Source organism: Streptomyces rubradiris, assembly GCF_016860525.1.
Lineage (GTDB): Bacteria > Actinomycetota > Actinomycetes > Streptomycetales > Streptomycetaceae > Streptomyces > Streptomyces rubradiris.
On record NZ_BNEA01000015.1, the window covers coordinates 1,072,755 to 1,086,592 of the forward strand.

Consider the following 13,838-nt stretch of genomic DNA (forward strand, 5'->3'; position numbering starts at 1 on the left):
GTGGTGAGGATGGCCGCCGACAGCACGCAGTACCCGGAGTTCCGGTTGCGACTGCCCAACGGAGGCCCCGAGGCCCGAGGACGGCTGCTGACCGACAAGGGGACGAACGGCAGCCAGAAGTTCGTCGTCCTGGCCGGGTCGCCCGGGAGGCCGGAGGTCGTACCGTCGTTTCCCGTTCGTATGCCGTCGTCGTACCGGCTGAGACAGCGGCTGATCGAGGACGGGGTCCTCACGCAGTCGGCCACCTGGCCCGGCTGGCTGGAGGTCACGCAGGACGTCGAGTGCAACTCGCCGTCGGCCGCGGCGGAGATCCTGGTCGGCCGCAGCGCCAACGGCTGGCTGGAGTGGAAGTCTGCCGACGGACACCCCCTCTCCGACTACCTCGACCAGGTGTGGTGGGGCCCCAACCGTGCCTGGCTGGTGCGCGGCTCCAACGTGTCGGGCCTCGATCTCGTCCGCCGGATGTGGCTGCCCGAAGGGCTGGTGACGCTTCAGGCCCGGCACCTTCGTCAGGGCGTGGAGCAGGGGGTCAGCAAGGATCGGCTGCGGGCCGCCGTGGAGGAGGACTACGCCTCCACGGCGACGTACAACCAGAAGGTCCAGCTGGTCGAGGAACTGCACATGTTCCTCTCCCGGATGAGGCCCGGCGACACCATGTGCACCATCTCCGGCGGCCGCATCTACGTGGGCAAGATCACGGGCGATGCCGAACAGCTCGCCTCCGAGGACGGCCGGTCCGACCTGCGTCGGCCGGTGGACTGGGCGGAGCAGGGGCACCCGTACGAGGACGTGCCGGAGGCGCTCCAGCAGAAGCTCTCCGCCCAGCACGACGTGATCGACCTGACCTCCGTCAAAGACATTCTGGACGGACTGGGGATAAGCGACGAGGACCTGATCGAGGAGGCCGAGGCGGCCGACCGGGACCCGAGCGTGGAGATCCCCGCCCTCACCGCCCGCCGGGAACTCGAGCTGCCCGTCCCGACGGACGAGCTTGCCGACGAACTCCTCGTGCACGACGTCGACTGGCTCCGGGACGTACGCGATCTGCTCTGGGACGAGCGCCAGCTGGTGCTCTACGGCCCGCCCGGCACCGGCAAGACGTACCTGGCCCTCAGACTCGCCGAGTTCCTCGGCGGCGGTCCGGAGCAGGTGAAACTCGTGCAGTTCCACCCCTCGTACGCGTACGAGGACTTCTTCGAGGGCTTCCGCCCCCAGGAGGACCCGCACACACGAGAGGTCGCCTTCCGGCTCACCGCCGGTCCGCTGCGCGAACTGGCCGATCTGGCCTCCCGGGAGGGCAACCGCCACGTCCCGCACTTCCTGATCATCGACGAGATCAACCGTGCCAACCTGGCGAAGGTCTTCGGCGAGCTCTACTTCCTGCTGGAATACAGGAACAAGTCCGTACGGCTCACCTACTCCGGTGACGACTTCGCCCTGCCGCCCAATCTGTTCGTGATCGGCACCATGAACACCGCCGACCGCTCGATCGCCCTCGTCGACGCGGCCATGCGCCGACGCTTCGCCTTCGTCGAGCTTTCTCCGCGTACCGAGCCGACGAGCGGTCTGCTGCGCCGCTGGCTCGCGCGCGAGGGCCGCGACAGCGAGCCGGCCGACCTGCTCGACGCGCTCAACTCCCGCATCGAGGAAGCGGACTTCCGCATCGGGCCGTCGTATCTCATGAAGAAGGCGGTATACCGGGAGGGCGGACTGGAGCGGACCTGGCGGACCAAGATCCTGCCGCTGCTGGAGGAACACCACTACGGCGAGGGCGTGGACATCGAGAAGCGGTACGGGCTGGCCGCGTTGCGGGAGTCGCTCGGGTGAGTCTGGTCGTCGAGCTCATCGAGCACGCCCCGGCCCGTTCCGTCCCTCTCCCGGACGCAGTCGGACGTGCGCTGGCGGCAGGCGAGATGGTGGACGCGGTCCCGGATCCCTACACTCCCGGCCACTGGTCACTGCGAGCGGGCAGCAAGGTGGGTGCGGTGGCCTTCGCGGTGCCGGGCATCGACGCGCCGGTCACCGTGCGCGTCACGCCCAAGGTGCCCATCGCCCGTCTGTTCTTCCTCATCGGTTTCGCTCTCGACCAAAAACGGATCTGGCGGGAGGGAGATGTGGAGGCGGCAGGGCATCACGACCTGCTGCCCGCGCTCGCCCATGCCGTGGAGCGGCAGATGGACCGGGCGCTGCGGCAAGGGCTGCTCCAGGGGTACAGAGCCACAGAGGAAGCCTCTCTCGTCGTGCGTGGCCGTATCCGGGAGTCCGAGCAGATACGGCGGCGGTTCGGCACCGTACTGCCGGTCGAGATCGGGTACGACGAGTTCACCACCGACATCGCCGAGAACCGCATCCTGCGCGCGGCCGTGGAGCGCCTGCTGCGGCTGCCCGGCGTGCCGGCCGGCGTACGCCGCAGACTCCTCCACCAGCGCGCCCGGCTCGCCGACGCGGACCTGCTGGTACGCGGGCAACCACTCCCTAAGTGGCAGCCCACACGCCTCAACTCCCGGTACCACCACGCCCTCCGTCTGGCGCAGGCGGTTCTCGACGACACGTCGGTCGAGCATGCCGTCGGCGGACTGCGCGTCGACGGGTTCCTGTTCGACATGAACAAGCTCTTCGAGGACTTCGTGACGGTCGCACTGCGGGACGCCTGCCGCGCTCACGGACAGTCGGCTCGCCTCCAGGATCCGCACCACCTCGACGAGGCCGCCGCGATCCGCATGAGGCCCGACCTGGTGCTGTACGGACCGGACGGCGCGGTGTGTGCCGTCGTGGACGCCAAGTACAAAGCGGAGAAGCGGGAGGGGTTCCCGGACGCCGACCTGTATCAGATGCTCGCGTACTGCACCGCTCTCGGCCTGTCCGAGGGACATCTGGTGTACGCCAGGGGCAACGCGTCGCACGCCGCCCACACGGTCCGCCACGCCGGCATCGTCATCCACCAGCATGCCCTCGACCTGGACCAGGATCCCGCCGGGCTGCTGCGGGACGTCCGGACGCTGGCCGCCCGCCTGGTGGACACCCCGCGCGTATGATCGACCGCGGAGTGTCCTTTGAGGGTGGGGAGTTCACCTCATGCCGCAGCTCGCGTTCGCCAGCAGTTTCTGGGAGAGCTACGACGTCCTGGAAAAGCCCGTCAGGGCCGGCGTACGCAAGGCCATGCAAAAGTTCCAGCAGCTCACCGTCCCCGAGCTGCACGCAGACAAGGGACTGCACCTGGAGTCCGTGGAGAACGCACGCGACCCACGCATGCGCACCATCCGCATCAACGACTTCTGGCGCGGTGTCGTGCTCGCCCCCGACGACGGCAGCGACGTGTTCCTCCTGGTCAACGTCGTCCCCCACGACGAGGCGTACGCGTGGGCGGCGAAGCGGCTGTACACGACGAACTCCGCCACCCGGGCCCTGGAGGTCCGCAACGTGGTCGCGATCGAAGAGCTCACCCCCGCCCTGGAGAAGGCCACCGCGGCAGCCGACTCGCTGCTCTTCGCCAAGTATTCGGACACCGTGCTGCGCGAACTCGGCATCGACGACCAGGTGCTCAGGGCAGCGCGGACCATTGTGGACAAGGCACAGCTACGGGCGTTCGAGACACTGTTGCCGGAGGACCAGTGCGAGGTGCTCCAGTACCTGGCCGAGGGCTTCAGCCCGGAGGAGGTGTACCGGGACGTCGTCGCCGTACGGCAGCCTTTCGACGCCGGTCCCGACCCGGACGAGAGCCTGGCCGTCGCCATCGCGAACACCGCGAGCCGCATCACGCTGGTCACCGGCCCGGAGGAACTCGCCGACGTCCTCGAGAAGCCGTTCGCGGCCTGGCGGGTGTTCCTGCACCCCTCGCAGCGCCGCCTCGCCTATCGGATCTCGTACGGCGGGCCGGTGCAGGTCACCGGTGGCCCCGGCACCGGCAAGACGGTCGCGGCACTGCATCGGGTCAAGCACCTGCTCACCCGCTCCCCCGACACACGGGTCCTTCTCACCACCTTCACCGGCGCCCTGGCAGCGTCCTTGCGGGAGAACCTGTCCGTCCTGCTGGACGGCAACGCCTCACTGCTCGCGCGCGTCGACGTGACTACGGTCAACGCCTACGCCCACGGCATCGTGAGCCGCTTCGACGGCAAGGTGCCCTCCCCCATCGGCGACCGGGAGGAGCGGCAGGTGTGGCAGCGGGTGGTGAAGAAGCTCGGACTGCCTTGGACGGAGCAATTCCTGGCACAGGAGTACCGGCACGTCATCCTCGCCCAGGATCTACGGAGCCGGGACGCCTACCGTGCCGCCGCACGGCGTGGCCGAGGCAGCGCCCTGTCGCCCGCGCGGCGGGAACAGCTCTGGCCCGCCATCGAATTGTTCGAGTCGATGCTGCGTGATCAGAAGGCCACCACACACCTGCGGATATGCGCGCGTGCGGCCGAGCTGCTCGCCGCGTCCTCCCCCACGCACGACCACGTGGTCGTGGACGAGGCCCAGGATCTGCACCCCGCGCAGTGGCGCGTCCTGCGGAGCGCTGTGCCACCCGGCAGCGACGACCTGTTCATCACGGGCGACCCGCACCAGCGGATCTACGACTCCAAGGTGTCGCTCGGCTCCCTGGGTATCTCGGTGACGGGGCGCACCCACCGGCTGCGCGTCAACTACCGCAGCACGGAGGAGATCCTTTCCTGGTCGACGGGGATTCTGCGCCCCGTCACCATCGAGGATCTGGCCGGTGACGGCAGTGACTCCCTCGCGGGCTATCGCTCGCTCCTGCACGGACGCCGGCCGCAGGCCGAAGGGCACGGTTCGGAGCACGCCGAGGTCGCCGCGCTGGTCGAGCGAGTGCAGGGGTGGATCGCACAGGGCGTCCGGCCGTCAGAGATCGGTGTGTGTGCCCGCTTCAACGTGCTGCTGGACAAGGCGTACGACAAGCTGTCCGCGGCCGGAGTCCCGGTGGCGCGCGTCAGGGACACCCCGGGGGCGCAGGTGGAAGGCGTGCGGTTGGCCACCATGCACGCCATGAAGGGACTGGAGTTCCGCTGCGTGGCCGTCCTCGGGGTGACCGCGGGTGCGGTGCCCTTCACTCGTGAGGTCACCCCGGCCTCCGTGGACCCCTTGCAGCATGAATCGGATCTGCTGCGAGAGCGCTGCCTGCTGTTCGTGGCGTGCACCCGGGCACGGGAGGCCCTGGCGGTGTCATGGAGCGGTCAGCCCAGTCCCTTCCTGCCACGCTGAGTCAGCCGTCGGTCAATCGGGGGGAGGTGCCAGGGCACCGCTGCTCAGGCCGTCCCGCGCCAGCGTGGCGGCCTCTTTGCTCAGCTCCGCCATCCTTCGTGTCAGCTCCTCGAATTCCCGCAGCGCCCGGAACGCGGCACCGTAGCGGCGCTGTTCGGCGATAGCCATCTGGGGAATGCGGGCGCCCTTCGTGTCGAACCGGTACGTGCCGCTGGCACTGGTGGAGCGGCGCGTGTTCGCGGTGCTGCGCAGGAAGCCCTGGAGGAAGTCGGTGTCGAGCTGGTCGCTGACGGAGACCGGCTCCGATTCCCCGTATTCCACGAGTCCTGCACGCGCGAGATCGGCGACGCTGACGGACGGGCCGTCCAGAACTCCGACTCCCCCCTCACCGATCAGGTGAGGCAGCAGCTCGGCAAGCCGACGTGCCTGCCGCGTCAGCTCTTGCCGCACCTGGTCGTACTCGGCGGCGTAGTCACGATGGGACTCCCTGACGTAGCGTCCCGGGGTGAGGTCCACGGTGTCGTCGAGGAGCTCGATCAAGGGCACGGCCACGGTCTGATTGGGCATCGGCTCCAGCGAGCCGTCCGGTTCATTGTCGGTGAGGTCCACCATGCGGACGCTGGTCGCCTCGTCCCCGGGTGCCCGCGGCCGGCGCAAGTGCCAGAGGTGCACCGGCAGCGCGTGCGACGCCGCGCTACCAGCCGGCAGGGCGACGACCTCGGTCAGAACACCGCGTCGTACGAGCTCGGCCCGGATCCGGCGGCCTGCCTTCCGGTAGGCGACTGATGCAGGCATGACCATAAGTACGCGACCGCCCGGCGCGGTGTGCGCGTAGGCGTGCTGCAGCCATGCGAGTTCCCCTTCGGCCCGGGACGGTGTGCCGAACTCCCAACGGGAGTCGAGGAGTAGTTCCTCGCGCCCCCAGTCGCTGTCGGCCACCGGCGGATCGCAGACGACCACGTCTGCTCTGAGGTCCGGCCATTGATCATCACGGAGGGAGTCTCCCTCGACGACATCGACTCCGGTGCGACCGGTGAGCTCGGCTCGCAACTGCGCGAAGCGAGCGCTCCGTGCGTCAGCCTCTTGACCGTAGCGGCGCGTTCCCTGTTCGGCCCCGACGGCCAGAAGCAACGTTGCGACACCGCAGGCGGGGTCGAAGACGGTCGCGTCGGCTGCGACGTCCCCGACGAGGTGCCGCACGGCACGAACGATGCGCGGTGAGGTCGCCAGATCGGATCCGGCACGGCGGACGGAGTCAGTGAAGCGCTCGGCAAGAGCATCCGCCATCGCTCCTCCCGCGTCCCGCTCCGCCGCGGCGCGGAGCAGCCGGACAGCGTCCGACGGCAGAGCGCTGGGCACTTCGCCCACCGGGTCGGACAGCAGTCGAGCCGCGTCAGCGAGCGCGCCGAGCATGTCGTCGCCGTAGGCACCGCGCAACGCTTGCCACAGCTGCACGTCCTCCGCGACGTCATGCCCCTTACGCTGCCTGTCCAGCCAGGCCTGCACCTCGGCAAGCGCGAAGACCGGGCTGCCCGCGCCACTGCTGACGGGCGCGGGAAAGTCGTCGTAACGCCGTCGCCAGTTGGAGACAGCAGCACGGGTGACGCCCGCAAGCCGGGCGATCTCCGAGCCCGTGACCAATGGTCCGGCCTGGTGAGCGGGCGTTTCTGACATGCGCCCACCGTACACAGAGCCGTCCCTCCTTTCCAAGAGCCACTCGTTGACGTCGTCAACAAACATGCAAAGACGTGTGGACCATTCGACGAATGCAGCCGATGCCGTCCACCGACGTGACGCGGGGCACGTAGTCATCACTCCGACTGTGTGTGGAGTGGAACGCCAACTCCTGCCATGCGCAGGTCATCAGTACGGGAATGCCTTGAGTCGTCCGCCGAAGCTGCGCGCCGTCCTCGTCCGGCCGCAGCATCGCTGACAGGGCGTCAGTACGGGCGTCACCTGAGCGTCAAGATAACCTGCGGCCGCGCGTGCCTGGACAGATGAGGCGTGTCCCTCACCTACGCGCACCTCGTGAAACGGCAGGTCAGCGGGGTACCAGGAGCGCGGGCCAGGTTCACGTTGTGCACTCAGGAAAACAAGTCGACCTGACTCGCCCGAAACTCGGAAATCAGAAGAACCAACAGGTCAGCGACCCTTTTCGGCAGGCTCCAGGATCGCCACGCACTCCACATGATGCGTCATCGGAAAGATGTCGGCCTGGGGGCGTCACAGGAAAGGCCAGGTCAGAGGCGTTTTCTCGGCTCGCTGTGCAGCCTGAGGGCGCACAGAGCGTCAAACGAGCGTCACGGCGGACAGTGCCTGGTCGGTGTCGGGCTACCCGGCCTCGCGGGCGAGAGAGAGGCGCATCCCTCGGGATGATTTGGGTGCGACAGTCTGTTCCATCTGAGCAGCACGGATGAGGTCGCGCGGCCTGCAGGGTTCCTGGTTTCGCTTCGGCTTGCCCCGCTCTCGTCGGCGCAACAGGCCGCCCCCTGCAGAACCGCGACCGGCATGCCCGCGATCTCTACGGCCATGTCCGGTCACGATTCACGTGTGGCTCTGTTACCCGTTGAGCGCCACGCACTCCCGGAGCACCGGTTCCAGGCGCAGCTGGGTGTCCTGGCGGTCGAAAACCTGGAGGGCGTCAAGACAGTTGACCGTCCACCCTGCCTCGTCCTCGTCATCGATCTTGAGTGCGATGGCGGTCACCGCGCCTTCCAGGTCGAAGAGGTCGTCCTTGAACTCGTCGTTTAGGGCCCGGTATCCGGCGGCCAGCAGCGGATCCGCGTACACGCCGGTCGCCTCGGCGAATGCGCGGGCCTCGGCCCGGTCCGCGCGGAGGTCGGCCAGACGGCGCAACACTTCGTCGGGGTCGCCCAATTCCTCGTGCAGATGGTGGGCCCGGTTCACCAAGAGCGGCCATCCGCCCGTCAGTTCGTAGAGACGGTCCAGACGGTCTTCCGTGTGGAACATGTTGATGCGCTGGGCCCAGCCGCGCAGACTGCGGTGGTCATGCCTACGCAGCACCACCGGGGCGGCCGAGGTAGGTTCGGTTCCCGTCAGCAAGGAGCGCCACAAGGCGAGCTGAGCGGGGTCGGTGACGAGGACGACCGCGCGGGTGACCCCCGGAGTGACGGGCAGCAGCGTCTCGGCCAGGTCGAGTGCTTCGCGGCAGGTCTCGGGCCGGACCGGTTCACGGTAGTTGACGAAGTCGCTGATGACGACCCGTCGTTCTCGGGGGCGTCCGCCGGTGAGTTCCTGTTTGTAGACGCTGGGCTTGCCCACGGGTGGCAGCGTCCAGCCGTCGATCGGTTCAGCGATCGTACGCAGGGTCCGGGCGACGTCGGTGACTCCGGTGGCGGTGCTGCCGAGGACGACTCGGGTCCGGTTGGACCGCTCGCCCAGGAGGTCGTCGAGCTGGGTGTTGGTCAGCGGAGCCGGCCGGCCGTCGGTGAACTCGGGGCGGCCCTCCTGCACGATGCTCTCCTGCAGTTCACAGTCCTGTTCGGCCCTAAGCAGACGTGCCTCGACCTCGTGGGAGGTACCGATCATGCGCAGGGCGTTGGGACCGCGCAGATGCCAGCCCAGTCCGTCGTGGTTGGGCGCGAGGATACCGAGACCCACCATCTCGGAGAGATAGGCGCGGAAACCCTCGGTGTCGAGCTGTTCGAACCCCTTGCGCCAGTACGTCTCGCACTCCTCGCGCAACTCGGTGTCGCTCAGCCGCACCTCCAGGCCGTGATGGCGGGCGTGGTACGCCAGCACATTGGCGATCACGTCGTAGCGGTGGTCGAGGCTCAGCGTGTCCTTGAAGGCCGCCGAGATGCCGTCCCGGAGTGCGGCGTCCGACTCCACGATCTCAATGTCGGTCACCTCCACCTCGTAAGGGGGTTCCCCGGCGCCGCGTCGCGTCCGCTTGCGGTGCATCAGCTCGACCAGCCGGTGCCCGAACATCTGCAGCAGGAACGGCTGGTACGAGCAGTAGCCGAGCACACGGTTGACAAGATCCAGGTCCTTGAACTCGAACCCGAGCGCCCGCATAGGCTCGACCAGCAGCTCTGCAGCCGACTGAGGAGCCAGCGGGCCGATCACCTTCGGGGTCTGAGCGAGGTGGCCGAACGGCCCGTTGCTCGCGAGCTTGGAGAAGCGCTGCACGGAGTGCAGTCCTGCGAAGACGACCTTCGCGGCGTCCTTGGTGTCGGACCCGAGGCCCTTGAGCTTCTTGGTCTGATCGAACCGCGGGGCGTCGGCCTCGAAGAACTGGTCGCACTCGTCGAGCAGGATCAGCAGTCGGCGACGGGAGTCCCCGTTCAGCCAGCTCCGGATGCCGGCGCGCACCCGCTCTGAGGTCTCCTGTCGCTTTCCGCGCCCCTGTGGCCGGTCATCGAGTACCTGTGCCACGGTCAGCTCCCTCAGCAGGACACTCCACAGCGCCTCCGGCCCGCGCGAGCTGCCCTTGCCGATGTTCTCCTGGTCGAGGTTGACATACACCGTCTGGTGATAGCCGGGTCGCTGCTCCGTGAACAGTTCCCCGGCATCGGCGAGCAGCGCCGATTTGCCTAGGCCCCGGCCGCCGTAGATGACCTGGGTGCCGCGCGGGTCGAGGATGCTCTTGCGTTCGGCGTCGCGACCGTAGAACATCTCGCCGCCGATCCTGCCGCGCTTCTCCCTGATGTACGGGTTGACGCCGGAGAAGGGCAGCAGAGTCTGGGTGGTGGCGCTGACCTGGCGGTTGCCGCGGGCCGCGAGATAGGCGAGGGCCGCGTCGTCCACCACGAGAAGCGGCTGCAACCGGTCGGACCCAGCGGCGAGTTCGACTCGGGCCTCACGGCTCAACGTGCCGAAGTAGATGATGAGAAGGCTCGCTCCGCTGGTGTCCCGCTCCGCCCAGCTCATGACGACCTTGGCGGGCGGCCTGCCCCAGACCATCATCACCGGCAGGTTGCCGCCCTGCTCTTTGATCTGTGAGCCGAACGCGGGCGCCTTCGCCCTGCCGTTGATCTCCACGCCGGTCGCTTCGAAGAGACGGTATTCCCGCCGGTGCTGGGATCGGTCGTCCAGCGGCCTGGCGCTCTTGGCGTCGTAGCCGAGGAGCTTGAGGAGAGGCGGCACCTGCCGCGTCGGAGCCACCTGGAGCCGGTCCTTCCGTTCGGTGGCGGCAAGCGCGCGCCACTCGTCGAGCGCGTCGGCCGCCAGCGCCGCCTCGTCGGTGGAGAGGCCGCCGTAGTCCAGGACGGGGACCATCGGATGCTTGCCGCCGGACCGCACCAGCTCGACGAGCTCATGGTCGATCCCTGCGGGCAGGCCCTCGGGCACGGCCGGGAAGAACTCGGTCAGATGGGACTCGCCGCCCTCGATCTCCGGGACCGGTTCGCCGATCTCGAGGAAGTAGACGAGGTCGGCAGCGGTGGCCAGGTCGTTCGTCTCCAGGCGCCGTAGGACCTGGGCCCGCTCCTCCACGGAGGGGTCCAGGACGTCGAGCCGAGCCCGGATCCGGTCCGCCGCCTGCTCCCGGAAGGTCGGCAGGCCACTCCGTACCGTGTCAAGCGCCCGCCGCACGTGCAGCAGGTCGTGTTGGTCGGCGCTTTCGAGACGGTTGTGGGCGTCGGCGAGCAGCTCCTGAAGACCGAGGTCCTGGTCCTCGGTCACGGCGCCATCGGCCTGCGCACGGTGCAGCTCGGCGACGAGTGCGTCGTGTACCTTCCGCAACTGCGCACGCCGGGCATTCTCCCTGTCGTCGATCTCGGCTTTCGCGGGCGGAACGAACTCCGACGCCCCGGCGGCCGGCAGCAGCCCTCGTCCGGCCAGCTCGACGATGTCACGGGCCGCAGTAAACGCGTCGTGGGAGAGCCGCTCGTTCAGAGCCTCCTGCCAGCTCCGGTGGACCGCGGTCAGCAGTTCGTCGGGGGACGGCCGTTCGTCACGGGTGTCACACACCTTCAGCAGCTCCGCGTCCAGCACGAGCGCTGGGTCGACGGAACCGTTGGAACGCGTGGTCACAGTGTCGCCGGCCAGCAGAGCGAACAGCTCCTCCATCGAGGCGTGGGCGGCCCAAGCCATCGCGCCCGAGAGGGCATCCGGGCGCCGCGTCAACCGCTCCAGTTCCCCCAGCGCCGCTTCCCTGCCGTCCAGCAGGGACTGGCGCAGGGAGGAGATCTCCTTGACCGCCCGGCTGCCGTCGGAACGGTCGCCGCGACGGGTGCCGTCGACCGCCAGACACCACTCCTTGACCAAGCTGACGGCCCGCTCCACGAGATGCACCAGGTCCTGCCGCCCGGAACCCTGGAGCGGCTTGCCGCTGGACGAGCGGTACCTGCGGTCCATGCGGTCGATCTCGCTGTTGACCTCGGCCAGTTTCGACAGCCGATCGGCCTGCTCCCGCACCTGCTGCAGCGCGTGGCGGTCGTCACCGACGACGGTCGTGAGCAGCGATCCGAGCATCCCGTCGTCGGGGGCGAGCCAGCGCTTGGCGATCTCCGTCGCCCGTGCGAACCGCAGCCGCTGCGGCGCGAGCAGGACACGGCTCTGCTCGCGCAGCTCACGCAGTCGAGCCTCCGCCTCAGAGACGTCGGCGACCAGTGGAGAGGCACTCAACAAGGCGCCGCTGAGGGCACGGTCGGCAACGGCGGTCGCCGCTTCCCCCAGCCGGTCCGGGAGCCGGGGCACCAGTGCCTTGAGCTGAGCGCCCGCAGTGTGGTCGCCGGTGATCAGCGCGGTACGCAGCAGGGCAGGGAGCAGGAGGAGTTCGCTGCCCTCGCTGTCCTGGCCCGCGTATCCGCCGTACTTCTGGAGCAGGTCCGCCGTCAGCCGGGCACTCTGGCTGTCCCCGGAGGTGAGCAGCGCGGCGGCAGCGGCTAGGCGGATCGCCGCCACCTGGGGCTCGGGGTGGCCAGCGGCCCGCGCCACATGGTGGGCGAGTCCGAAGCGCCGCTCCACGACCAGCTGCGCCAATACCCCCTCGATCGCGGCCTCATCGGTGGCGTCGTCCGCCGCCTGGGCCGCTTCCCGGACGGGTGTGTCCTGCACGGGAGAAGGCGTCGGTGCGGCGGATGCCTGGACAGGCACGTCAGCCGACGTAGCGGGCGCCGAGTCGCTGTCGGCGGCCGGCGCGGAGTCTGCGTCAGGGGCGTGAAGCGGCTCGGCGGTCGTCGTGGCTTCCGGCTCGGCGGCGGGCTGGAGCGCGATCGCCTCGGTCGGTGCGGCCGACTGCACGGTTCCGGGTCCTGCGGTCGTCTCGGCGTCGGCGTGCTCAGCGGTGCCGTGCGCGTCGTCGATCCCGGCAGGGTGCGGATCACCGTCCACCAGCTGGTCCAGCGTCAGCTCGGGAGCGATGAGCACCGCCATGGCGCACGTGGGCAGGACCCGTACGACCTGCACCTGCAGTGCCAGGATCTCCGTCGCGGCATCCGCCTGTCGTCCCAACCTGATGAGCCGGGCCAGGGCGGCAAGCGCGGCGCTCTCCTCCCGTTGCGGCTCTTCCCACACCGGCAGGTCCAGCAGGCGGCTGGCCGCGCCGCGCACGGCCTCAGCGGCGGCGGCGGCAGCGGCAGAGCTATCCGGGCGACAGGCGACATCCAGCAGTTCCCGCAGCGGCTCGCGGGCCTGGAGGTCACGCTCCTGCGCTGTCCGGTGTGCGCGTGCGGCGAGCGACATGTCCTCCAGGCGACGAGGCACCCCCTCGATCCCGGCGGCCCGGAACACCGCGTCCACGTCGTCGAAGACAGTGCTCAGCGCAGCGAGCGGAGCCAGGTCCGCGTCCTGCGGAGGGCGGCCGTCCATCACCGCGTCGGTGACCTTCTCCGCGGCCTGGCGAGCCCCCGCCAAGGCGGACGCCAGCTGCCGACATGCCTCCTCGGGAGCTGTCCCCGCTGCGATCCCGGTGTTGTCGCACGCGGCAGCGGTCTCCGGTGCGGGGGCCCTGGTGCCCAGCCGGTCGGCGATGGCAGCGCCCCCTGGTTCACCGTTCTCCGCAAGCGCCAGCCCATCGTCTTCCGCCGCTTCAAGGGCGAAATCGGGGTACGCCTCCACGAGGGGCCGCGCCGCGGCAGCAACGGCGGCGAGCCGGGCCGCCCCCTCGTCGTCGGCTGTCGCGCCGAACCAGTCCTGGTCCGCCGCCCAGGCAAGGATGTGGGCGTCAGTGACGGAGGCGTTGCACCACGCGAACACGGTGGCCCGGACCAGCGTGACGCCCCACCGGGCAACAGGGTCGGGAACCGGCTCCCCGTCGTGCGTCAGGACGAAGTCGCCCACCTGGTTCATCACGGTGACGGTGAGTCCTTTGATCCCGCATGTGCAGGTGTGCTGCCGCGACTGGCGTCGTAGCCTGCTGAGGACGTCCCGGCAGAGGGCGCTGCTTACCCGTCGAGGAGCCGACATGCGGATGCCCAGACTGGTGAGCAACTCCTGACGGTGCTTGGGCCGCAGGGAGTTGAAGGCGAATTCCACCATGTCCGCCGTCAGGTCGTTGAGGGCGGCGGCGGCCGGTGATCCCAAGGCATTAAGCGCGGCGGCCAGGCCTTCCAGGTCCTCGGCCGAGACGCTCGGCGGGGACCACGGCGGCCCTGTGACGACGCGGTAGCGGTCCTGCATGTACACGCACTCCGTTTCAGTGGGTGGCGAAAAGAAGCCTGTGGGTC

Annotated in this window: 5 protein-coding genes; 3 read left to right on the forward strand and 2 right to left on the reverse strand. The window is 69.1% G+C overall.

The annotated features are described in order from the left end of the window. The first annotated feature begins 9 nt into the window (after positions 1–9). The 3 genes from Srubr_RS17960 to Srubr_RS17970 are packed head-to-tail and all read left to right on the forward strand — an operon-like array spanning position 10 to position 5,205. Positions 10–1,827 (forward strand): DUF4357 domain-containing protein, encoded by a 1,818-nt coding sequence (locus Srubr_RS17960; RefSeq protein WP_189989671.1) that lies wholly within the window; start codon positions 10–12, stop codon positions 1,825–1,827. Beyond that, the gene (locus Srubr_RS17965; RefSeq protein ID WP_189989672.1) at positions 1,824–3,035 is read left to right on the forward strand and encodes an McrC family protein; all 1,212 of its coding nucleotides are present in this window, start codon (positions 1,824–1,826) and stop codon (positions 3,033–3,035) included. Before Srubr_RS17960 ends, Srubr_RS17965 begins: the two co-directional genes overlap by 4 nt. Before the next feature lie 40 nt (positions 3,036–3,075). Next, a complete protein-coding gene (locus Srubr_RS17970) occupies positions 3,076–5,205 on the forward strand; it encodes a UvrD-helicase domain-containing protein (protein WP_189989674.1) in 2,130 nt (709 codons plus the stop codon). A 12-nt stretch (positions 5,206–5,217) separates the two neighbouring features. On the opposite strand, the gene Srubr_RS17975 is transcribed toward Srubr_RS17970, so the two are convergent. Together Srubr_RS17975 and Srubr_RS17980 are read right to left on the reverse strand one after the other, a co-directional pair. Further along, on the reverse strand, positions 5,218–6,879 hold the full coding sequence (locus tag Srubr_RS17975; protein ID WP_189989676.1) for an N-6 DNA methylase: 1,662 nt from the start codon (positions 6,877–6,879) through the stop codon (positions 5,218–5,220). Positions 6,880–7,764: 885 nt separating this feature from the next. Next, the gene (locus Srubr_RS17980) at positions 7,765–13,791 is read right to left on the reverse strand and encodes a hypothetical protein (RefSeq protein WP_189989678.1); all 6,027 of its coding nucleotides are present in this window, start codon (positions 13,789–13,791) and stop codon (positions 7,765–7,767) included. Positions 13,792–13,838: the final 47 nt, after the last annotated feature.